The following is a 22,380-nucleotide window of genomic DNA, read 5'->3' as shown; positions in this document are numbered from 1 at the left end:
TTCAGTGGCCGGAGAGCAATAACGCGGCGTGCGTCGAGCCGGTCTGCTCGGCGATGTCCTTCGCCGTCAGCCCGCGATCGTCGCGCAGGTCGCGGTTCGCGCCGCGTTCGAGCAAGAGCGACACGGTCTGCGTCTGGTCGTAGCCGGCGGCCCACATCAGCGCAGTGAGGTGATTGCGATAGGCCGCGTTCACCTCGATGCCCGCGTCGAGCAGTTGCCGCACCACGGCCGTGCGCCCTTTCCCCGACGCATATTCGATCGCCGTCTTGCCGATGCGGTCGGCGGCGTTCGCGTCGGCGTGATGCGCGAGCAGGAGCGCGACGATTTCCTCGTTGCCGTCGAACGCGGCGGCCATCAGCGGCGTGACGCCCTGCACGTCGGCCTGGCTCACGTTCGCGCCGCGCTCGATCAGCATGCGCGCCATCGGCGTCATGCCCTTCTTGCACGCGCTGATGAGCGCCGTGTCGCCGATGCGGTTGCGCGAATCGATCGCCGCGCCCTGTTCGAGCGCCCGCGTGACGCCCGCCTGATCGCTCGCGCGCACGGCGTCGAGCAGTTGCGCGTTCACGCCGAAGGCATCCTGCGCCGCCGATGCGCCGCTCGCGGCCAGCAGCGCGAACGCCGCCGCACATCCGATGCGCCTGATCGTCATGTCGTGGTCATTGCAGATTGGCGACGTAGTTCGCCAGATTTTCGATATCGGCGTCGGACAGCGTCTTGGTGACGCTCGTCATGCTGCCCGCGTCGTTCGTGCGCTTTCGGGCGCGGAAATCCCCGAGTTGCTTGACGATGTACTGATACTGCTGCCCCGCCACGCGCGGAATCTCGTTTTGTCCGGTGAAACCGCCGAGGTGGCACATCGTGCACAGCACTTCCTCCGATTTCTTGCGGCCCGCGTCGACTTTCACCGGATCGGCCTTGAACACGATCGGCGCGGGTTTTTGCGCGGCGAAATAATCGGCGAGATCGTGCATGTCGTCGGGCGACAGGTTCGCCGCCATCGGACTCATCTGCGGATCGCTGCGGCGGCCCGCCTTGAAATCGCGCAATTCGAGATAGAGATAGCGTGCGGTCTGCCCGGCGAGGACCGGATAGTCGGGATTCGTCGAATTGCCCATCTGGCCGTGGCACGCCGCGCAGACGACGGCTTTTGTCTTGCCCGCTTCTGCATCGGCGCGCGCGGCGAGCGGCAGCGCGGCGAGCGAAGCAAGCGCCGCCGCGAGCAAAAGATTGATTCTCCGCATCCGGCGAGCGTCCCGGCGGTTCAAGGCAGCGCGAACACGAGCACGGCGTTGCCGCGCTTGAAGTCGAGCTGCGTGTTGCCGCCCGCCGCTACCGCGACGTACTGCTTGCCGTGCACCGTATACGACACCGCCGGCGCGTTCACCCCCGCGCCGCACTGGTATTCCCAGAGTTTTTTGCCGGTCGCGGCATCGAATGCGCGGAAGAGACCGTTGCCTTCGCCGTTGAAGACGAGCCCGCCCGCAGTGGCGAGCACGCCGCCGATCAGCGGCTGCTCGGTCTTGAAGCCCCACGCAATTTTCCCGGTATCGACGTTCACCGCGACCAGCCGGCCCCATTGCTGTTCCGAAGCGATCACCTTGAATGCGCCGCCGAGCCACAGCTTGCCGCCGGGATAGGCGACATCCTCGACCTGATACGTCATCGGCTGATGCAGGTTCGCCGCGTAGGCCATGTGCGTTTTCGGGCTGTAGGCCATCGGCGACCATTCGACGCCTCCGTTCGCCCCCGGCAGCATGCGCGCGCCGTCCGGCGTGGGCAGCGTCCAGACGCCCTCCTGCGGGATCATCGCTTCAGATATGCGGATCAGCCGGCCGTCGCGCCTGTCGTGCACATAGACGTAGCCGCTCTTGCCGCCGTGGATCACGCCGGGGATCGTCTGGCCGTTCTTGTCGCGGACATCGACCAGGATCGGAGGACTCGCAGCGTCGAGGTCCCAGACGTCGTGCGCGATGTACTGGTAGTGCCACTTGTATTTTCCGGTCTCGAGATCGATCGCGACGAGCGAATCGGTGTAGAGATTGTCGCCGGGGCGAATCGCGCCATACAGGTCCGGCGAAGGATTGCCCACGACAAAAAACACCGTGTGCGTCTGCCGGTCGACGGCGGGGGCCATCCACACGCCGCCGCCGAGCGTGCGATAGAAATCGCCGCCCTTCGATGCGAGTTGTTGCTTCTCCGCCGCGATATCACGCTTCATGTTGCGGCCGACCGCGTCGTTTTCGGCCCAGACGCCTTCGTGGCCGGTCTCGGGGATCGTGTAGAAGGTCCAGAGCAGATCGCCCGTGTTCGCGTTGAAGGCCTTCACGAAGCCGCGAATCCCGTATTCGCCGCCGTTGGTGCCGATCAGCACCTTGCCGTCCACGACAACCGGCGCCATCGTCTCCGAATAGCCGAGTTCGGGATCGGCGATCTGCGTTTGCCACAGCAGGCGCCCGGTCTTCGCATCGAGCGCGACGAGTTTCGAATCGAGCGTGCCCATGAAGAGGCGGTCGCCGGCGATCGCCACGCCGCGGTTGTTCGGGCCGCAGCAGAAAGTCGTGACCGGCCCCATGCGGTGTTTGTAATGCCAGAATTCCTTGCCGGTGACGGCATCGATCGCGTAGACGTGGTTGTAGGACGTCGTCAGGAACATCACGCCGTTCGAGACGATCGGCGCCGTTTCCATCGACTCCATTACGGCCGTCTGGAAGATGAAAGCGGGCCGCAGCTTCGACACGTTCGTCGTATTGATCTGCGTACTCGGCGCGTAGCGCGTTTCCGCATACGAGCCGTTCGAATGCAGCCAGGACGCGGGATCGTTCGCGGCGCTGTCGAGCTGCGGCTGCGTGACAGGAAGCAGCCCGTCGGGCACCGGGGAACCTTGCGTGGTTGCCGCGTTCTGTATTTCATCGGCAGCGGGGACGGCGGCGCTCCACATCAGCGTGCCGCAGATCAACAGTGGGACAAGATTGGTACGGGACCCGGCCATGACAGTCTCCCGATATTTATTGTTGTAAGGCGGTTGATTGAGCAAGATGCTTCCCGCGATCCGCTCGGCTAGAGAATAGGCAATTTGAAACGGCTTTGCCAAAATTACTAATGCTCCGACTTAAAACGTATGCGGTGAAAGGCTTCTGTCGGCTGCGGATGCAATTCCCGTGATTTTGAGTAGTATGGTTTGATGATGCGGGCATCATGCTTCCGCCTGAGGCACGCGTCGCGTAGTGCACAATGCGCTACCGCCGTTACAAGGGAATCCAAATTGAATCCACGCCAGCCGGTCGACATCGCCCGCATTCTGCTGATCATCGCGATCCTTTCCGCGCTGACGATCGGCAGCCTTTATGTCCTGCGACCGTTCCTGCCGGGCCTGATCTGGGCGACGACGATCGTCGTCGCCACATGGCCGATGATGAAGGCGATCCAGCGGCGCTGCGGCAATCGCCGCTGGCTTGCCACGACGATCATGATCCTGATCCTGCTGATCGTGATCGTGCTGCCGCTCTACCAGGCGATCTCCACGCTCGCCCTGCACGGCGGCGAGATCATGGCGGCGATCAAGGGCCTGCCGTCCTACGCGCTGCCTCCGCCGCCGTCGTGGATCCACGACGTCCCGCTCGCCGGCGCGCGCATCGCACGCGAATGGCAGACGCTCTCCGACGCCGGCCCCGGCGGCCTGCTCGCGAAGATCGAACCGTACGTGACGATCGCCGCGCGCTGGATGCTCGGGCACGCGGCGGTCGTCGGCGTGTTCGTGATCCACATGTTCATCACGGTGATCATCGCGGGCATCCTGTACATGCAGGGCGAACAGGCGGCGGCGTTCGTCACGCGCTTCGCCACGCGCATCGCGGGCCTGCGCGGCGGGGAAGCGATCAAGCTCGCCGGACTCTCGATCCGCGCGGTCGCGCTCGGCATCGTCGTGACGGCGGTGACGCAGTCGGCGTTGGGCGGCATCGGCCTGTGGATCGCGGGCGTGCCGGCGGCGGGCATCCTGACCGCCGTGATGCTGATGTTCTGCCTCGCGCAGATCGGGCCGCTGCTGCCCTTGCTCGGCAGCGTCGCGTGGCTCTTCTGGCACGACGCGACGATCGCCGCGAGCCTACTGCTCGTGTGGTCGGTCATGATCGCGATGCTCGACAACGTGCTGCGGCCGCTTCTGATCAAGCGCGGCGTGAACCTGTCGATGCTGCTGATCCTGTCGGGCGTGCTGGGCGGCATGTTCGCGTTCGGCATCGTGGGGCTGTTCATCGGACCGGTGATCCTCGCCGTCACCTCGACGCTGCTCAACGCATGGATCAACGAACAGCCGCCGCTCCCGCAAGTCGCCGATACGACGGCGCCGACCCGCGACGCCGTTACGCAAGCCCGGCATCCGAGGGATGCTTGACGGCGTAATTTTTCGCGAACGATGGAGTCGATTTAAGACGTATCGTATGGACGCAAATGCGCGACGATTGCTGCAGATCGCGACGTGTTGCATTCACGCCCGGATTGAATGTTTAGGATGGCGTACTCCATTACAATACGCGCCTTGAATATTTGCCCGTTCGCGGGCGCGGGGGAATTGCCATGTCTTTGCTCGATGTGGACTCCATCGATTACATCGGCGTTAACATCCTCTACAAAAACGTCCACGTCGGCATTTTCGACGATCTCGACTGGGACGACGAAGCCACGCATTTCGCGTTGCTGACGAAGAAAATCGATCGGTATACACAGTACATTCGTTCCGGCCAGTTGCTGGCCGGCTATCCCAACGTGCGCGGTTTCGACATCGTCTTCGAGTACGTCGCCACCCTGCCGATGACGCCGTCGGCGGCGCGTTTCTGGACGACCCGCGAACAGATCATCCGGATGTCGGGGTTCGAGGTGCGCAGCCGGACGGTGGACGTGCGGCCGGCGTTGGGATTGCTCGAGCCGGGGGATTTACCGGCATCGGCGGATGACGAAGTCGAAGTCGATGCGGCGCCGCTGTTGCTCGCCCCGCGGTTGAATCAGGATGACGCGCCCGCGATGCCTTCGCTGCGGCATGTCGTGTCGATTTGAGGTGAGGATTTGCGGGACTGGAACGCAGGAAGCGACTGGAACCGACCCTACAACATGGCTGACGAGGACATCGACACGAGCGACATCCCCGAACTGGGGGGTGGTGATTTTTTGAACGTGCCGAATTGCGCGCGCCGCCCAAGCAAGCCGTGACGTTCAAAACATAAATCGGCGCCATGGAAGAAAGACAAGCGGCCAGCCCTCCGGGCTCGGCCGCTTTTTTACGCGCGTCGTTATCTCACGCTCCCGAGAGCCGACGTAGCCACCGCCGGCACCGAAATCCCGTTGGTCTTCGCGTACTGCACCGCCTGCGACAGCGTCGACACGAGCGATTGCAACTGCCCTGGCGCCGCCTGCGCGATATAGGTCGCCGCCTGCGTCGTCGCGGGGTTCGATCCCGCCTGCAGCAACGAAGACATGCTCATCGTATTGCTCACCGCGCCGAGATCCGACTGCAGCCCAGCGTACTGGCTCACGCCCTTGCCGAGCGACGCCAGCCCCTCGCTGAACGCCTGCTTGCTCGCACCCGTCGGCGCGGGCGTCGACGAGCGGTTCGCGAACGCCTGCATCAGCGACTGCGACACGCTCTGCTGCGTCCCGCCCATCTGCGACAGCACGCTCGCGCTCGGCAACGCGCCGGCGCCGCTGGAACCGCCCGCCAGCAACCCCGCCGCCGATTGCGCCTGGCTCGCGACGCCCGTCATCCCCATCGACGATGCGAGCGTCGACTGCCCGCTCAGCACCTGCTGGTTCGCGCCAAGGTAGTTCTGCACGAGCGAACTCAGCGCCGAAGGCTCCGCCGCGCCGTTGGCAGCCGGCTCCGCTTTACCGCTGCCGAAGCCGAATTGCTGCAGATTGAGCTGCGCGTACGAAGCAGCGGGCGCGATGAGCACCGCCGCCGCCAGCATTGCGATCCAGGATGCGCGTTTCGCCATGTTCGGAATCTCCCTTTAAATTGTCCGATGATCGATCGAGCCCTTTCGACCGGCGGTCATTTCAGCGGTTCGTCCCGTTAACATTTGCTTGCGAATTACTTCAGCTTATTGCGGCGCCCAGGTCTGCGAGCGGATGCATCTCGCGCCGCCACGGCGACGCCAGAAAGTGCTGCACGCGCTCGGCGCGCACTTCGGCGAGCGTCGCGGGCGCCCAGCGCGGCCGCTGGTCCTTGTCGACGATCAGCGCGCGCACGCCCTCCAGGAAATCGCCGTCGCTGATCGCGCGGTACACGATCCCCATTTCCATCCGGAAGCAGTCCGCGAGCGACATGTGGCGTCCTCGCAGGAGCGCGCGGTGCGTGACTTCGAGCATCGTCGGGGAGTGAGACGTGAGCGTGGCGAGCGTCGCGGCGCCGAATTCCGTCGACGTGTCGCCCGCGAGGCTCGACACGATGCGCTCCACCCCGCCGCTCGTCGCGCCGCCGAAATGGCGCCGGATCTGCGCGCGATGTGCGTCGAGCGGCGCGTCGCGTTCGATGTTGGCGGGCGGGACGAACACGCGCCGCAGCGCGTCGAGCGGCTTATCCCAGGAGAGCGCTTCGATCCGCTGCATGAAATCGCGCAGCCACGCCGACGGCACGCAGACATCCGCGAGACCGTACGCGACCGCGTCCGCGCCGCCGAGCATCGCGCCCGTGAGACCGGCGTACAACTCGACATCGAGCGGCATCCGGCGCATGAAATACGTCGCTCCGACGTCGGGCAGCATGCCGATGCGCGTTTCCGGCATCGCCATCTTCGTGCGCTCGGTGACGACGCGCAATGCCGCGCCCTGTGCGAGCCCCATGCCGCCGCCAAGCACGATGCCGTCCATCAGCGCGACGACCGGCTTCGGAAAATGATGAATCGCGTAATCGAGCCGGTATTCGTCGATGAAAAACGGCAGCCACGGCGTGTTGCTGCGCGCGCCGTCGTAGAGCGCCCGGATGTCGCCGCCCGCGCAGAACGCCTTTTCGCCCGCGCCGCGCAGCACGACCGCGGCGATGGCGTCGTCGTTGCGGCAGCGCTCGAAGGCATCGGCGAGCAGCACGATCATTTCATGCGACAGCGCATTCAACGCGCGCGGCCGGTTGAGCGTCACGATCGCCACCCGGTTGACGATCTCGAAGCCGATGACCGGCTCGTCCTGAGCCACGCTTTGCGTGCTCATCGCGTGCTCCACCCGTTGAAATCGGTGCCCGCGATGAAGAATTTCGGACCGTGGCCGGTGGTCAAGATCGCGGGGGCCTTCAAATTTTCAATCGTTTGTTGCAAATTCAGCAGGCCGTCGGACGTGAACGCATTCGCCTCGCGTTTGATTTCGATCATTGCGTCCATCCTCAGTCGGCCTTCGCGCTCTGGCGCAACTCCGGAAAATCCTCTTCCCAGAACTCGAATTCACCGCGCGCCGCGCCTTCCGCCCGCGCCGCTTCCTGACGACGCAAATCAACCCGTCGGATTTTTCCCGAAATCGTCTTAGGCAATTCCGCGAATTCGATGCGCCTGATGCGCTTGTACGGCGCGAGCCGTTCACGCGAAAACGCAAACACGCTGCGCGCGAGTTCCGGACCGATCGTAAAACCGTGCCGCAGCGTGACGAACGCCTTCGGCACGCAAAGCCGCAGCGCGTCGGGGCTCGGCACGACGGCCGCCTCGGCGATCGCCTCGTGCTCGATCAGCACGCTTTCCAGCTCGAACGGACTCAGCCGGTAGTCGGACGACTTGAACACGTCGTCGGCGCGGCCGATGTAGGTGAAATAGCCGTCCGGCGTGCGTGCGGCCACGTCGGAGGTGCGGTAATGGCCGTCGCGCATCGCGTTCGCGGTTGCGGCGGGGTTGTCGGCGTAACCGGTCATCAGGCCGAGCGGCGGTTCGTCGACGGGCAGCGCGATTTCGCCTTCGTCGGCGGGATGGCCGTCGGGATCGAGCAGCGTCACGCGGTACCCAGGCAAGGGCCGCCCCATCGAGCCGGGCACCAGACGCTGGCCCGGCGAGTTTGCGATCTGCGCGGTGGTTTCGGTCTGGCCGTAGCCGTCGCGGATCGGCACGCCCCACGCGGCCTGCACGCGCTCGACGACCTCCGGATTGAGCGGCTCGCCCGCGCCGACGATCTCGCGCAGCTTCACCGCGTACGATTTCAGCGGCTCCTGCACGAGCATGCGCCAGACGGTCGGCGGCGCGCAGAGCGTCGTGACTTCGTGGCGCACGAGAATCTCCAGCGTGCGCGCGGCATCGAAACGGCTGAAGTTGTAGATGAACACGCAAGCGAGCGCGTTCCATGGCGCGAAAAAACAGCTCCACGCGTGTTTCGCCCAGCCGGGCGAGCTGATGTTCCAGTGGACGTCGCCGGGTTGCAGCCCGATCCAGTACATCGTCGACAGATGGCCGACCGGGTAGCTCTGGTGCGTATGCGCAACGAGTTTCGGCTTCGACGTCGTGCCGGAAGTGAAGTACAGCAGGTACGGATCGGCGGCGTTCGTTTCACTTTGCGCAACGAATTCCGGCGACGCGTCGTAAGCGGCATCGAGCGGGAGCCAGCCTGCGCGCTCGCCGCCCACCGCGATACGCAGCGATGGCACTTCGACCTCGTCGAACTTGTGCAGTTCGTTGCCATCGACGATCACGTGCTGCACGCGCCCGTGCGCAATACGGTCACGCAGGTCCGCGCTCGCGAGTTGCGTCGTCGCGGGCAGCACGATCGCGCCGAGCTTCATCGCGCCGAGCATCGTGTCCCACAGTTCGACGCGGTTTGGCAGCATCAGCAGGATGCGGTCGCCGCGCGCGACGCCCAGATGCTTCAGATGATTCGCCACGCGCGCCGATCGCTCGCTCATCTGCGCGAACGAAAATCGCGTCTCGGCGCCGCTTTCGTCGACGATCGCGAGCGCGGGCGCATCGTTGCCGCGCGCCATCGGATCGAAGTAATCGAGCGCCCAGTTGAAGCGATCGAGCACCGGCCAGCGGAAATCGCGGTACGCGGTGTCGTAGTCGGTGCGGTGGTGCAGCAGGAAATCTCTCGCGTCGATAAAAGCGTCGGCCGGGTTCATCGTGTCTCCAGTCGTTTTTATGGGTTGCCTACAGTTGCCGAGCGATCACCATCCGCTGCACTTCGCTCGTCCCTTCGTAAATCTGCGTGATGCGTGCGTCGCGATAGTGACGCTCAACCGGATAGTCCTGCAGATAGCCATATCCGCCGTGAATCTGGATGGCGTCGGAGCAGACACGCTCGGCCATTTCGGACGCATACAGCTTCGCCTGCGACGCCTCCGACAGGCACGGAATGCCTTCGGTCCGCATGCGCGCCGCATGCAAGATGAGCAGGCGGGCGGCGTTGATCTGCGTCTGCATGTCGGCGAGCATGTTCGCGACCGACTGATGCTCGTGGATCGGCCGGCCGAACTGCACGCGCTCGTGGGAATACGCGCGCGCCGCGTCGAAGGCCGCGCGCGCGATGCCGAGCGCCTGCGCCGCGATGCCGATGCGCCCGCCCTCCAGATTCGACAGCGCGATCTTCAGCCCCTCGCCGCGCGCGCCGAGCAGGTTCGCGGCGGGAATCGCGCAGTCATCGAAGGTGATCGGGCACGTGTCGGACGCGCGGATACCAAGCTTGTGCTCCGGCGGGCCAACGTTGAAGCCGGGCGTATCGGCCGGGACGATGAACGCGGAGATGCCCTTCTTGCCGAGGTCCGGATCGGTGACGGCGAAGACGATCGCGATACCCGCCCGCGCGCCGTTCGTCACGAACTGTTTGCTGCCCGAGAGCACCCACTGCCCGTCGCGCTCGACGGCGCGCGTGCGCAGGTTGTTCGCCTCTGACCCCGCCTGCGGCTCGGTAAGGCAGAACGCGCCGATCACCTCGCCGCTCGCCAGTTTCGGCAGATACTGGTTTTTTTGCGCGTCGGTGCCGAATTTCAGGATGGGCCCGCAGCCGACCGAGTTGTGCACGCTCATCAGCGTCGCGCACGAGGCGCAGCCCGCCGCGATTTCCTCCATCGCAAGCGCATAGGCCGTGTAGTCGCTATAGGTGCCGCCGAGTTCCGCCGGCACGATCATGCCGAGCAGGCCGAGTTCGCCGAGCTGGCGGATCACGGCGTCAGGGATTTTCGCTTCGCGGTCCCACTGCGCGGCGTTCGGCGCGAGCACTTCGCCCGCGAATTCGCGAGCGGCGTCGCGGATCATGCGCTGCTCTTCGGTGAGGAAACTGTCGATCATGGTGGGCTCTGGGAATGGGGCGGGATGCGCTTCGGAGCTGGGTTACACTTTCGACCCGAGGCTCGGCGGCCGCGCGGAATCAAGGCGTTGCGACCGAGTCTAGGCAATCGCGGCACGTTAGCCCAGCCCCAAAACGATCACGCTATCTGAGCGCTTTCGCCACCTAGTGACAACCCCAACGCACAAACCCGCGCGCGAACGCGGATCGATCTCGGTGAGCCTCGTCGAAGAAGCGCTGCGCTGCGCCGAAGCTCGCGGCATCGCGCGCGGGACGCTGCTCGCCGCCGCCGACATCGCGCCCGCGACGCTCGACTCGTCGCGCGCGCGGGTGTCGCCGGCGCAGTACGGCAAGCTGTGGAACGCCACCGCCGACGCCCTGGACGACGAATTTTTCGGCCAGGACCGCCATCCGATGCGGCGCGGCAGCTTCGTGCTGCTGTGCCACGCGGCACTGAGTTCGCGCGACGGCGCGCAGGCGCTCAAGCGCATCGCGAACTTCCTGCGCCTCGTGCTCGACGATTTGAGCTTCGAACCCGATATCGATACGACGCGCGTGCGCATCCGCCTGCGCGACCGTCGCGAGCCGAAAAGCATGTTCGCGTACGCGACGGCGTTCATCCTGATTTACGGCGTGCTGTGCTGGCTGGTCGGACGACGGATTCCGGTGCTCGCCGCGCACTTGCGCTGCCCGGAGCCGCCCGCAAGCGACGAATACCGCCTGATGTTCTGCGACGACCTGTACTTCGACCAAGCCGCGTCGTATGTCGATCTGTCGCCGGAATGCGCAGCGCTGCCAGTCGTGCAGACGGTCGCATCGCTGAAATCGTTCTTGCGCGGCGCGCCCGCCAATTTTCTCGTCAAGTACCGCAATCCCGATTCGCTCGCGGCCCGCGTGCGCCGCCGTCTGCGCCAGCTTCCGCCCAGCGATTGGCCCGACAGCGACCGCGTCGCCGCCGCGCTGAACATGGCCGAGGCGACGCTGCGCCGCCATCTGAAGCAGGAAGGCGTGACGTATCAGGCGATCAAGGACGGCTTGCGGCGCGACCTTGCGATCTCGCGTCTCGCCGACACGAACCAGACGATCGCCGAAATCGCCGATGCGCTCGGTTTCGCCGAGCCGAGCGCGTTCCGGCGCGCGTTTCGCAAGTGGACGGGCGTGCGGCCGGCCGATTACCGGCGCTCGGAATCGGCCTAAGAGCCCGAAGCCGCTGCTATAGTGAATCTCCCCTCGGCCCAAGGAGCGCACCATGACGAAGCCCAAGACGGAAGCCCCGGCAGAAGACGCACCGCTGAATGAAGAAGAACGCCTCGACGAAGCGCTCGAAGAGAGCTTCCCCGCGAGCGATCCGATCGCGGTCCATCCCGATCCGGAAGAGAAGCCAGCGAAGAAGTAAAAAGTCAGTTCTCGTCGGTACTGGCGAGCAGCGCCGCCAGTTTCTCGACGTGCTGCAGCAGCAGTTTCTTGTGCTTGTCGATCTGCTCGAGCCGCCCGGAGAGGTCGGCCTTGGCGGCATCGCCCAGTTTGTCCGAGGCGAGCAGTTCCTCCGCTTTCGGCGACATCCCGTCGAGCTGAAGCAGCGCCAGTTGCCGCTCCAGCCGCCGCAAGTCCTGCAGCAGCAGGTCGCGGTTGCGCCTGAACACCAGATCCCGCCGATGCGACTCCGCCTGCTGCAACGCCTGGTCGGCGATGCGGCGGGTGGCTTCCGTCTGCGATAAAAGCGGCTCCGGGCCGCGCAGCACCGGGCGCTTCGGCGCCGGGTGCGCCGTGCCGCGAAACACGGCGACGGGCGATTCCTCGTCGAGCGCGCGCTGCGCCTCGGCCGGGATATCGGCGCGCCCGCGCCGTTCGTCCATCCAGTGCGGCGGGAGGCCCGTGACCGTCTCCACGCCCCGCACGAATTCCTCGCTGAAATCGCGCCGCCCCGCCACGATCAGCTTCATGTGCGACGGCGAGAACGTCATCATCCGCGCAAGCCGCGACGCGCCGCCGGGCGAGCCCGTCAGCACGTTCAGATTCGCCTGCCACACGTGATACAGCGCTTCGTCGAAATCTTCCATGGGCTAGTCTCCAAGCAGACGGACGCGCTCAAGTGCGCTATTCGCTTCGTTCGCTGGCCGTGACCGCGCGAGAGCCGTGTCCAGTTCAGGCCCGCGCGCCGCGTGCGGGCTCTTCGTTTCACCGCAATCTTAACGTCATCTCGAAATCAATCGATTCACATGTTCCGCTTTTCGCGCGGCAACAACAACGTCGGCCGCAAACAAAAACGCACGGCGCGAAGGCCGTGCGTTTTTCAGTGCATCACATGCGGCGATCGAAGCCGGTTCACGGTTCGTTGCGCAGGTAGCCTTCCTTGCTCGGATCGCGCATGCGCAGCGAAACGATCAGCGAGATCGCGCACATCACTGTGACGTACCAGTAGAACGTCGATTCGCTGCCGATCGACTTCATGTACAGCGCGACGTATTCCGCCGAGCCGCCGAACACCGCGTTCGCGACCGCATACGACAGCCCGACGCCGAGCGCGCGCACTTCCGGCGGGAACATTTCCGCCTTGATGAGGCCGCTGATCGACGTATAGAAGCTGACGATCGCGAGCGCGATGATCACGAACACGAACGCCATCACGGGGCTCGTCACGTCCTTGAGCGCGTGCAGCAGCGGCACCGTGCAGAGCGTGGCGAGCGCGCCGAAGCACAGCATCGACTGGCGGCGGCCGATGCGGTCCGACAGCGCGCCGAACACCGGCTGCAAGATCATGTAGACGAAAAGCGCCGCCGTCATTACGTTGCTGGCCGTCTTCGCTTCCATGTGCGCCGTGTTGACGAGGTACTTCTGCATGTAGGTCGTGAATGTGTAGAAGATCAGCGAGCCGCCGGCCGTGAAGCCGACCACCGTGAGGAACGCGCGCTTGTGCATCATCAGGCCGCGCAGCGTGCCGGCTTCCTTGCGCTGGCGTGACTCGGCGGTCGTCGTTTCATCGAGCGATTTACGCAGATAGAGCGAGACCAGCGCCGCGCACGCGCCGATGAAAAACGGAATGCGCCAGCCCCAGGCCTTCAGTTCATCGACCGAAAGGAACAGTTGCAGCACGACGAGCACGAGCAGCGCCGCAAGCTGCCCGCCGATCAGCGTCACGTACTGGAACGACGCGAAGAAGCCGCGCCGCCGTTTCAGCGCCACTTCGCTCATGTAGGTGGCGCTGGTGCCGTATTCGCCGCCCACCGACAAGCCCTGGAACAGTCGCGCGAGCAAGAGGAAAAACGGCGCCCATGCACCGATGCTCGCGTAGGTCGGCAGAAAGCAGATCACGAGCGAGCCGCCGCACATCATCAGCACGGAGATCATCATCGCGTTGCGGCGGCCGTGCTTGTCGGCGATGCGGCCGAACAGCCAGCCGCCGATCGGACGCATCAGGAAGCCCGCCGCGAAAACGCCGGCCGTGTTGAGCAACTGCGTGGTGGAGTTGCCGCTCGGGAAGAACGCGGCCGAGAAATACAGCGCGAGGAACGAGTAAATATAGAAGTCGAACCACTCGACGAGATTCCCCGACGAGGCGCCGACGATCGCCATGACGCGCCGCCGAGTGTCTGCTGCCTGTGAAAGTGTAAGGTCGGCCATGAAGGTCTGTTTCCTTTTGTCGCTTGTTTGAATGGCGGCGGGCTGGCCGCTTTTCGTTGCCGGCCGATCGACTGAGTCGACCGCCCGGGCCGCTCTGCTGGCGTTCGCGCGGAAGTTTATACGACGATCGGCGTAAAAGCTTAACCGCCGCAACGTGCCTACGTAGTTACCCCTAGGACAAACTTTATCGATTTTTTATCGATAAAGTGTCGCGTCGAGATTCGCGGCATCTTACATTTCCCTGTTTGAAAACGACGAGGCGCTCATGACCACCCAAACACCCATCGCCCTGGACGGCACGCTTGCATCGAAGTTCGCGCGCGTCGCGCTCGGACACCTGACGCGCGAATATCCGAACAAGCTCGATCACGTCATGGCGAGCGCCGAGGACTTGCAAGGCCCGCGCGCGCTGCATCCGATCTTCTACGGCAGCTACGACTGGCATTCCTGCGTGCACGGGTACTGGCTGATCGCGCGGCTTTTCGACCAGTTTCCGCAATTGCCGGAAGCGGAGCAGATTCGCACGCTGATCGACGCGCATGTGACGGAGGCGAACGTCGCGGCGGAAGTCGCATATCTGGAGCGCCCCGCCGCGCGCGGCTTCGAGCGTCCGTACGGCTGGGCGTGGCTGTTGGCGCTCGCGGGCCAGCTTCGTTCGATGGACTCCGGCGAAGGCCGCCGCTGGGCCAACACGCTGCAGCCACTCGCCGATGCGTTCGTCGCGCGTTTCGTCGAATTCCTGCCGAAGTCGACATATCCGCTGCGCGTCGGGACGCATTTCAATATGGCGTTCGCCCTGTCGCTTTCGATCGGCTACGCACGGCAGACGCGCGATGCGGCGTTCGAGACGCTGATTATTGAGGCGGCGAAGCGCTGGTATCTGCACGACGAGGCCTGCCAGGCGTGGGAGCCGGCGGGCGACGAGTTCCTGTCGCCGTCGCTGATGGAGGCGGAATTGATGCGGCGCGTGCTGCCTGCGGGCGAGTTCATCGGCTGGTTCGACCGCTTTTTGCCGCAGCTCGCCGCGCGCGAACCGGCGGCGCTCTTCTTGCCCGCGACCGTCACCGATCGCAGCGACGGCAAGCTCGCCCATCTCGACGGCCTGAATCTGAGCCGCGCGTGGTGCCAGCGGTCGATCGCACGGGCGCTGCCGGCGGGCGATGCGCGCGTCGCGCTGCTCGAAGCCGCTGCGGACGAGCATCTGGCGTCGGGGATCGCGCACGTCGCGGGGGATTACATGGGCGAGCACTGGCTCGCGACGTTTGCTTTATTGGCGCTCGAAGCGTGACTTTTCAGCCGCCTTTGACGCCCTGCGTATTGACGTAAACCGCATACAACCCGTGGCTCGCGGCCATGAACAGCCGGTTGCGATGCCGCCCGCCAAAGCACACATTGGCGCAGCGCTCGGGCAGCGCGATATGCCCGATCGCCTCGCCTTGCGGCGTGAAGATGCGCACGCCGTCGAGTTCGTCGGTGCCCATGCCCCAGCCGCACCACAGGTTGCCGTGCACGTCGACGCGAAAACCGTCCGGCGTGCCCGCGCCCGCATCGATCAGTTCGCGGCAGTTGCTGAGCGCTCGGCCGCCCTCGGCGACATCGAACGCGTAGATCTTGCGCGGCGTCGCCCGCGATTCGACCACATACAGCACCGATTCGTCCGGCGAGAACGCCAAACCGTTCGGGCCAATGAAATCGTCGGTCATCAAGGTCACTTCGCCGCTCTGCCCGTCGATGCGGTACACGGCGGGCTTCAGTTGCGGCGCCTGCTGCTCGCCTTCATAGAAGCCGTCGATGCCGAACGTCGGGTCGCTGAACCAGATCGATCCATCCGATTTCACGACAACATCGTTCGGCGAATTCAGCGGTTTGCCCTCGAAGCGGTCGGCGAGCACCGTGATCGATCCGTCGTATTCGGTGCGCGTTACCCGCCGCGTCAGGTGTTCGCACGACACGAGCCGCCCTTCGTGGTCGCGCGTGTGACCGTTCGCGTTGTTCGACGGCTGGCGGAACGTGCCGACCTCGCCCGTCGCTTCGTCCCAGCGGAGGATGCGGTTGTTCGGAATGTCGCTCCACAGCAGATAGCGGCCGTCGGCGAACCAGACCGGGCCTTCGGACCAGCGCGCGCCCTCATAAAGACATTCCACCGATGCCGCCGCAATCCGCAGCGCATTGAACCGCGGATCGAGCACACGCACGGAGGGATCGGGGTAGCGGCGTTCCATTTTTTGTCTCCTTATATTCGCAGTAAGCCGCTATCGTAATTAATTGGGGCCGAGTTCGCCGTCCCGCAGTCGCCAAAGGTTCAGCGGATTGTCGTCGGCGAGCGACTGTGGCAGCAACGCAGCCGGCAGATCCTGATAGCACACCGGGCGCAGGAAGCGCTCGATCGCCAGCGCGCCGACCGAGGTCGATCGGCTGTCGGAAGTCGCCGGGTACGGCCCGCCGTGGACCATCGCGTACGACACCTCGACGCCCGTCGGAAAACCGTTCGCGAGGATGCGCCCGACCTTGCGTTCGAGCACCGGAATCAGGCGCTTCGCGAGCGGAAAATCGTCACCTTCGAGATGGAGCGTCGCCGTCAACTGGCCCTCCAGCCGGCGCGCGACCTTGATCATCTCGTCCTCGTCGGCGCATACGACGATCAGCGACGTCGGCCCGAAAATCTCGTCCTGCAACTGCGGCGTCGTGAGGAATTGCTCCGCGTTCGCCTGATACAAGGCCGGCAGCGCGCTGCACGCGGCATCGGTGGAGGCGCCGGTCGCCATCCGCGCCACGCCCGTGGCGTCGCGCTGTTCGATGCCATCGGCATACGCCGCCGCGATGCCCGCCGTCAGCATCGTCTGAGCGCCCTTCTTGTCGAGCGCGGCCGAGGCGGCGTCGATGAATTCCTGAAGGTGCGGCCCTTCCACCGCGATTACGAGTCCCGGACTCGTGCAGAACTGGCCGACGCCGAGTGTCACGGAATCAACGAAAGCGGTCGCGAGCGCGTCGCCGCGCACGGCGAGCGCGCCCGGCAGCGCGAACAGCGGATTCACGCTGCTCATTTCGGCGAAGACGGGAATCGGCTCGGGGCGCTTCGACGCGATGTCGAGCAGCGCCAGCCCGCCGCGCCGCGAGCCGGTGAAGCCGACCGAGCGGATCGCCGGATGCGCGACGAGCGCCTCGCCGATCGCGTTCCCGGCGCCGACGACGAGCGAAAACACGCCTTCGGGCAGGCCGCTGTCGGCCACCGCCTTCTGAATCGCACGTCCGACCAGCTCCGACGTGCCGAGGTGCGCCGGATGCGATTTCACGACGACGGGACACCCCGCCGCGAACGCCGACACCGTATCGCCGCCCGCCACCGAGAACGCGAGCGGAAAGTTACTGGCGCCGAACACCGCGACGGGGCCGACCGGAATCTTCTGCAGGCGCAAATCAGGACGCGGCAGCGGCTTGCGGTCGGGCTGCGCGGAATCGAGCGTCGCGTCGAGCCAGCGACCTTCGCGCACGAGCGACGCGAAAAGCCGCAACTGACCGATCGTGCGGGCGCGCTCCCCTTCGAGCCGCGCTTTCGGCAGCGCGGATTCGGCGTGAGCGCGCTCGATCAGCGCATCGCCCAGTCCGACGATGTTGTCCGCGATGGCTTCCAGGAATTGCGCGCGCGTTTCGAGCGGTGCGCGGCGGTAGGGCTCGAACGCGGCTTCCGCCAGTTCGCAGGCACGCGCGACTTCAGCCGCTCCGCCGCCGCCGAAGACCGGTTCGAGGTCGGCGTTGCGGGCCGGGTCGAACGCCCGGAGCGTGGCGTCGGAACCTCGCACCGCCGTTGCGCCGATCAGCATTTCTCCGGTGATCTTCATGTCCTGAACTCCTTGATGAGCCGCGCGTGGCGCCAAGCGCCCGCGGACTGCGATGGTTGGAATGGCCGTGGCCGTCGTCGCATAAGAAGCGGCCAGCGGGCGGGACGTGTCTTGAAGTGACTCGCGCTGACGCCAAGCGTTCCGCACAGGGTGGAAGGCACGCAATCGCGATGCTCGCTCCCGCGCAGTCTAGTACGTGATTTCAAGTTGTCAAACAAGCGACACGGCTTCGCCTAACAACCTTACACCAGCGAACCGAGCACCTTCAGCAGAATGCTCTTGATCGGCACCTGTGTCGCGGCTGCGACCAGCATCGGCAAAGCGGCGGGCGCGACGATCGTCGCGATGCCGCGCTTCGAGAGCGGCACGGCCCGCATGCTTTTCGCCGACGTGTAGAGCACCATCACATCCGCGGTAGCGCCGAGTTCAGGCGCGTCGAGCATCGCGGGCGGCGCGGTGTGATCGCCCTCGATCCAGCGCCTGCGCACCGCGCGCCCATGATTCGCGACGAGCGCGCCGTATTCCGCTTCAGCGCGGCGCTTGGCCGCCGCGAGCGCCTTCACGAAGCACAGCATCGGCAGCAGGAAGACGATCGAGAGCACGACCGCCACCGCCGTCATCGGCAAGCGCAGCGCGGTGACGGTGCCGCCGTGAAACAGGATTTCGTGCGCAAAGGACGACGCCGCGACCGCCGACAGCCCGAACACGACCGGGCTGAACATCGTCAGCGAGCGCTCGATGAAACCGATGCCGCCCGCGCGATCCGGATGCGTCGGCACGAACGAGAGCGGCAATTGCGCGATCCGGTGAAACAGCACGCACATCAGGACGAGGCGCCACAGCCAAGCAAAGCACAGTGCCATGAAGAGCGGCCGCACGACGAGCAGATACCACCAGCCGCCGAAGCCGATCCGCCCGCCGTTCGCCGTAACCTCCGCCGCCCAGCGCAGCGGCTCGTCGCCGTAGGTCCACGGGCCGAACGCGACGCCCGCCACGATCGCGACGCCGATCAGCACCCACGCGAGCGTGCGGTCGCGCAGGCGCGCCGTGTCGGCGAGGATCTGGTGGAAGCGCGGTTCGTCGGCGGGCGTGACGATGCCGCCCATTTTGAAGAGCGCGAGAAGCCGCGGCACGAGCGCCGCACCGACGCCCTCCGCGATCACGAAGCACGGTATCGCGATAAGACAGCGCGCGTGGATGTCGAAGTGCGACAGCAGCGACTCGCCGGCAGCGCCCTCCGACGTCCTGCGCAGAATGAAGCCCCAGACGGCGATCGGCAGCCAGGTGAAGACCGCGAGCAGAATCGCACGGCGCGCGACGCCCAGGCCCTCCCGAGGAATCAGGCCGATGCGGCGTTGCAGGCGGATCGCGAAATCGTCGCGGATAAGGGAGAAGCTGGAGAGATCGGGGTTCATCGTCGTTTTCCGTTGCGTGTTTCCGGCTTCGCATCGCGTGATTGCCGCGGCTTCATGCCGGTACAGCAAACAACCACACCGATTGTTGCGAAAAGGGACGCACTTCTACGGAAGACGCCGCGTCGCGTCAACGATTGCGATTCTTTTTGACGATAGTAGCCGCGCGCGGCGCGCGGGTCACCCCTGCTGTTCGGCAGGCGCGGGCGCTGTCGCGGGCGCCGCCACCGTTCCCGCGCGGCGGAACGTGATGTGCGAAATGCGCCGCACCAGCAGCGCCGCCGCGAGCGCGGCGATCGCCGTCAGCATGACGCCGATGTGGATCGACTGCACGAGCGCCTCGCGGGCGGCATCGACGAGTGCTTGCGCGTCGAGGCCGGTCGGACGCAGATCGGCGAAGAGTGCCTGCCGCAAGCCCTCGTCGATCAGGATGCGCGGATCGGCGAAGCGCGGCAGCCAGGTGGTGGCCGCCGGCTCGCCGATCACCCGCATCGTCCGTTCGACGACGTTGCGGTAATGATGGGCGACGATCGTCGCGACGATGCTCGTGCCGAGCATGCCGCCGACCATACGCGTCGATTGCAGGAGCGCCGTCGTGATGCCGAAGCGTTCGCGCCCGGCGATCTCCTGCCCGAACACGTTCAGGTTGTTCAGGATGAAGCCGAGCCCGATGCCGATCCCCGCCATCGGCAGTTCGATCCAGACGTGCGGCGTCGACGCCTTCGCGAACGCCAGCGCAATCGACGCGCACAGCAAGAGCCCGAACCCGATCGTGAGGATCAGCGTCGGCTTCGGCAGATGAATCACGATGCGCGTGTTGATGACGCTGCCGAGCGCGATGCAGGCGGCGATCGGCGTCGCGAGCAGCCCCGCCTGCTGCGGCGTCAGGCCGAAACCGCCTTGCAGCAGCAGCGGCGCGAAGAAAATCAGCGAAAACATCACGAATCCCGCCAGAAACGACAGCGTGAACAGCGTGACGAGTTGCGGGTCGCGGAAGATGTCGAGCGGGATGATCGGGTGCGTCGCGCGCTTTTCGCAGATCAAAAGCGCCGCCGCGCCCGCGATCACGCACGCGGCGAGCGCGAGGTTGCCCGTCGTCATGCCGTCCTTCGGCACCGCTTCGATCAGCGCCTGCAGGCAGCCGAGCGTCGCCGCGACGAGCCCCGCGCCGAGCCAGTCGATGCGCACGTCGCCCTGGCGCGGACGGTGGAAGTTCGGCAGATGCGCCCAGATGAAATAGAACGCGGCCACGCCGACCGGCAGGTTGATCAGGAACGTCGAGCGCCAGCCCCAGTGCTGGCTCATCCACCCGCCGAGCGACGGCCCCGCCGCCGTGCCGATGCCGTACGCCGCTGCCATCACGACCTGCCAGCGCACGCGGGCGCGCGGATCGGGGAAGAGATCGGGGATCGCGGCGAACGCCGTGCCCACCATCATCCCGCCGCCGATGCCCTGCAAGCCCCGCGCGAAAACGAGGAACAGCATGTCGTTCGCGAGCCCGCACAGGACGGACGCCACCGTGAACGTGACAACCGCCGCGATGACGAAGCGTTTGCGGCCGAAATAGTCGCCGAGACGCCCGAAGACCGGCACCGTCACCACCGACGCCAGCAGATACGCGCTCGCGATCCACGCGTAGTACTCGAAGCCGTGCAATTCGGCGACGATCGACGGTAGCGCCGTGCTGACGACCGTCTGGTCAAGCGCGACCAGCATGTTGACGAGACCGATGCCGAGCATCGCGAAAAGTGCGTTTCTGAACGGCAGGGCGGGATTGGACTGGGTCACGAGTCGGCTTTTAAGCGGCTGCTGGTTTAACTTACCCCTGAATTGTAAGGCAACTTTTATTCTGGGCCGCCGCGATCAAAATGATCGGAACACGGCACTCGTCAATTTCTGCCGGGTCAGACGGGTGCACGATCTTCCACAGCGTTCTCAACGTTCCACGCAAATATCGGAGGTTTCGCATGTTCAAACGCATCGTCGTCGCGATCGACGGCAGTCAGACTTCTCGCCGCGCGTTCGAGGCCGCGCTCGATCTCGCGCAGATCCACGGCGCCGTTCTGCAACCGTTTTACGTCGTGGAAAACACGCCGCTCTACTTCGACGTGCCGGGCTACGATCCGTCCGCGCTGCGCACGCAACTGGTCGAGCAGGGCAAGACGCTCGGCTCCGAATCGATCGAGGCGATGAGGGCGCGTGGCATCGAAGGCGACGTGGCGATCGGCGAGGCGACGTCGCTCGAGGATGTGTCGGCGCTCGTGCTCAAGGCCGCGCGCGACTTCAACGCCGATCTGCTCGTGATGGGCACGCACGGTCGCAAGGGCTTTCAGCGGCTGATTCTCGGCAGCGTCGCCGAAAGATGTTTGCGGCAGGCGACCTTGCCAGTGCTGCTGATTCCGTCGGCGGCGGGAAGTGAGAATCCAGCGGAACAATCCTAAAAGATTACGGCGCGCGTCATTATGTCGCCCGGGCGTGGGAGGCGTCGGTGGGAGAATGGTTTGTCATCGATCAAACTCCGAGCGCGCCATGTCCCACGTCCACGCCCTGCAAGCCCGCCGTCACGTCGCGCATTGTTCGGAGTGCGCGATGCGCCATCTTTGTGTGCCTGAAGGCCTCACCGCCGAGGAAACCGGCAAGCTCGAAGACGTCATCTCCGCGACACGCGCCGTGCGCCGCGGCGACGCCCTCTTCCGCGCCGGCGACGCGTTCGAGTCGCTCTACGCGATCCGCTCGGGCTCGATCAAGACGGTCGTGTCGCGCGAAGGCGGCCGCGAGCAGGTCACGGGCCTGCATCTCGGCGGCGATGCGCTCGGACTCGACGGCATCGGCGAAAACCGGCACATGTGCACCGCGATCGCGCTGGAAGATAGCTCTGTGTGCATCGTGCCCTACTCGAGTTTCGAGCGCATGTGCCGCGAATCCGGCTCGATCCAGCGGCGGCTGCACCAGATGATGAGCCGCGAAATCGTCCGCGAGACGAATCAACTGACGACGCTCGGCTCGCTGCGCGCCGATGAGCGCGTCGCGCGCCTTTTGCTCGATTTGTCCGCGCGCTTCACGCGGCGCGGCTACGCGGCGGCAGAATTCACGCTGCGCATGACGCGCGAGGAGATCGGCAGCTATCTCGGCATCACGCTCGAAACCGTGAGCCGCACGCTGTCGCGCTTCCAGGCGCGCGGCCTGATCGATGCGCACGGCAAGCTGATCCGCATCCGCGATTTTGCGGGCCTGCGCGCGATCTGAAGAATTTCGCCTGCGCCTGATCTGAC

Annotated in this window: 21 protein-coding genes; 7 read left to right on the top strand and 14 right to left on the bottom strand. The window is 65.4% G+C overall.

Going from position 1 to position 22,380, the window contains the following annotated elements:
- Nucleotide 1 precedes the first annotated feature (1 nt).
- The 3 genes from AWB67_RS12080 to AWB67_RS12070 are packed head-to-tail and all read right to left on the bottom strand — an operon-like array spanning nt 2 to nt 2,941.
- Nucleotides 2-652 carry an ankyrin repeat domain-containing protein gene (locus AWB67_RS12080; protein ID WP_087656475.1) on the bottom strand — a complete coding sequence of 217 codons (651 nt, stop codon included), beginning with the start codon at nt 650-652 and terminating at the stop codon, nt 2-4.
- Nucleotides 653-659: 7 nt separating this feature from the next.
- Nucleotides 660-1,244: a c-type cytochrome gene (locus tag AWB67_RS12075; protein ID WP_087656474.1), complete on the bottom strand. Its 585-nt coding sequence runs from the start codon at nt 1,242-1,244 to the stop codon at nt 660-662.
- A 20-nt stretch (nt 1,245-1,264) separates the two neighbouring features.
- Entirely contained in the window at nt 1,265-2,941 is a 1,677-nt protein-coding gene (locus AWB67_RS12070; RefSeq protein WP_374729815.1) for a pyrroloquinoline quinone-dependent dehydrogenase, read from the bottom strand.
- A gap of 324 nt (nt 2,942-3,265) precedes the next feature.
- Here AWB67_RS12070 and ydiK point away from each other — a divergent pair, with 324 nt between their 5' ends.
- Nucleotides 3,266-4,393, top strand: a complete 1,128-nt coding sequence (ydiK, locus tag AWB67_RS12065; protein WP_235025120.1) for an AI-2E family transporter YdiK — start codon at nt 3,266-3,268, stop codon at nt 4,391-4,393.
- 182 nt (nt 4,394-4,575) lie between these two features.
- Nucleotides 4,576-5,052 (top strand): DUF6572 domain-containing protein, encoded by a 477-nt coding sequence (locus tag AWB67_RS12060; protein WP_087656472.1) that lies wholly within the window; start codon nt 4,576-4,578, stop codon nt 5,050-5,052.
- A gap of 233 nt (nt 5,053-5,285) precedes the next feature.
- Here the strand turns inward: AWB67_RS12060 and AWB67_RS12055 are convergent, their stop codons facing one another.
- From AWB67_RS12055 to AWB67_RS12040, 5 genes are all read right to left on the bottom strand, one after another.
- On the bottom strand, nt 5,286-5,987 hold the full coding sequence (locus AWB67_RS12055; protein WP_087656471.1) for a hypothetical protein: 702 nt from the start codon (nt 5,985-5,987) through the stop codon (nt 5,286-5,288).
- Nucleotides 5,988-6,087: 100 nt separating this feature from the next.
- Nucleotides 6,088-7,197, bottom strand: a complete 1,110-nt coding sequence (locus tag AWB67_RS12050) for an enoyl-CoA hydratase/isomerase family protein (RefSeq protein ID WP_087656470.1) — start codon at nt 7,195-7,197, stop codon at nt 6,088-6,090.
- Nucleotides 7,194-7,355, bottom strand: a complete 162-nt coding sequence (locus AWB67_RS40785) for a hypothetical protein (RefSeq protein ID WP_159964835.1) — start codon at nt 7,353-7,355, stop codon at nt 7,194-7,196. The genes AWB67_RS12050 and AWB67_RS40785 overlap by 4 nt, the downstream gene beginning before the upstream one ends.
- Before the next feature lie 11 nt (nt 7,356-7,366).
- Complete coding sequence (locus tag AWB67_RS12045) at nt 7,367-9,073, bottom strand: AMP-binding protein (protein WP_087656469.1); 1,707 nt, start codon at nt 9,071-9,073, stop codon at nt 7,367-7,369.
- Nucleotides 9,074-9,101: 28 nt separating this feature from the next.
- Nucleotides 9,102-10,235 carry an acyl-CoA dehydrogenase gene (locus AWB67_RS12040; protein WP_087656560.1) on the bottom strand — a complete coding sequence of 378 codons (1,134 nt, stop codon included), beginning with the start codon at nt 10,233-10,235 and terminating at the stop codon, nt 9,102-9,104.
- Between the two features lie 217 nt (nt 10,236-10,452).
- On the opposite strand from AWB67_RS12040, the gene AWB67_RS12035 reads away from it, so the two are divergent.
- Both AWB67_RS12035 and AWB67_RS41415 read left to right on the top strand, forming a co-directional pair.
- On the top strand, nt 10,453-11,433 hold the full coding sequence (locus tag AWB67_RS12035; protein WP_235025119.1) for an AraC family transcriptional regulator: 981 nt from the start codon (nt 10,453-10,455) through the stop codon (nt 11,431-11,433).
- Between the two features lie 52 nt (nt 11,434-11,485).
- Nucleotides 11,486-11,632 (top strand): hypothetical protein, encoded by a 147-nt coding sequence (locus AWB67_RS41415; protein WP_200822213.1) that lies wholly within the window; start codon nt 11,486-11,488, stop codon nt 11,630-11,632.
- A 4-nt stretch (nt 11,633-11,636) separates the two neighbouring features.
- Here the strand turns inward: AWB67_RS41415 and AWB67_RS12030 are convergent, their stop codons facing one another.
- Nucleotides 11,637-12,296 (bottom strand): hypothetical protein, encoded by a 660-nt coding sequence (locus AWB67_RS12030; RefSeq protein ID WP_087656467.1) that lies wholly within the window; start codon nt 12,294-12,296, stop codon nt 11,637-11,639.
- A gap of 265 nt (nt 12,297-12,561) precedes the next feature.
- Entirely contained in the window at nt 12,562-13,857 is a 1,296-nt protein-coding gene (locus AWB67_RS12025; RefSeq protein WP_087656466.1) for an MFS family transporter, read from the bottom strand.
- 265 nt (nt 13,858-14,122) lie between these two features.
- Here AWB67_RS12025 and AWB67_RS12020 point away from each other — a divergent pair, with 265 nt between their 5' ends.
- Entirely contained in the window at nt 14,123-15,145 is a 1,023-nt protein-coding gene (locus AWB67_RS12020) for a DUF2891 domain-containing protein (protein ID WP_087656465.1), read from the top strand.
- A gap of 4 nt (nt 15,146-15,149) precedes the next feature.
- On the opposite strand, the gene AWB67_RS12015 is transcribed toward AWB67_RS12020, so the two are convergent.
- From AWB67_RS12015 to AWB67_RS12000, 4 genes are all read right to left on the bottom strand, one after another.
- A complete protein-coding gene (locus AWB67_RS12015; RefSeq protein WP_087656464.1) occupies nt 15,150-16,079 on the bottom strand; it encodes an SMP-30/gluconolactonase/LRE family protein in 930 nt (309 codons plus the stop codon).
- A 39-nt stretch (nt 16,080-16,118) separates the two neighbouring features.
- On the bottom strand, nt 16,119-17,696 hold the full coding sequence (locus tag AWB67_RS12010) for an aldehyde dehydrogenase (NADP(+)) (protein WP_087656463.1): 1,578 nt from the start codon (nt 17,694-17,696) through the stop codon (nt 16,119-16,121).
- 242 nt (nt 17,697-17,938) lie between these two features.
- Entirely contained in the window at nt 17,939-19,111 is a 1,173-nt protein-coding gene (locus tag AWB67_RS12005; RefSeq protein ID WP_087656462.1) for a hypothetical protein, read from the bottom strand.
- A gap of 177 nt (nt 19,112-19,288) precedes the next feature.
- On the bottom strand, nt 19,289-20,848 hold the full coding sequence (locus AWB67_RS12000; RefSeq protein ID WP_087656461.1) for an MFS transporter: 1,560 nt from the start codon (nt 20,846-20,848) through the stop codon (nt 19,289-19,291).
- A 227-nt stretch (nt 20,849-21,075) separates the two neighbouring features.
- On the opposite strand from AWB67_RS12000, the gene AWB67_RS11995 reads away from it, so the two are divergent.
- Together AWB67_RS11995 and AWB67_RS11990 are read left to right on the top strand one after the other, a co-directional pair.
- Nucleotides 21,076-21,549, top strand: coding sequence for a universal stress protein (locus AWB67_RS11995; protein ID WP_087656460.1), 474 nt, complete (start codon nt 21,076-21,078; stop codon nt 21,547-21,549).
- Between the two features lie 88 nt (nt 21,550-21,637).
- Complete coding sequence (locus tag AWB67_RS11990; protein ID WP_087656459.1) at nt 21,638-22,354, top strand: helix-turn-helix domain-containing protein; 717 nt, start codon at nt 21,638-21,640, stop codon at nt 22,352-22,354.
- Nucleotides 22,355-22,380 lie beyond the last annotated feature (26 nt).

Source organism: Caballeronia terrestris (assembly GCF_001544515.1).
GTDB classification, from domain to species: Bacteria; Pseudomonadota; Gammaproteobacteria; order Burkholderiales; family Burkholderiaceae; genus Caballeronia; species Caballeronia terrestris.
The sequence above is the reverse complement of the archived record's forward strand: the minus strand, read 5'-3'. Positions and strand labels throughout refer to the sequence as shown.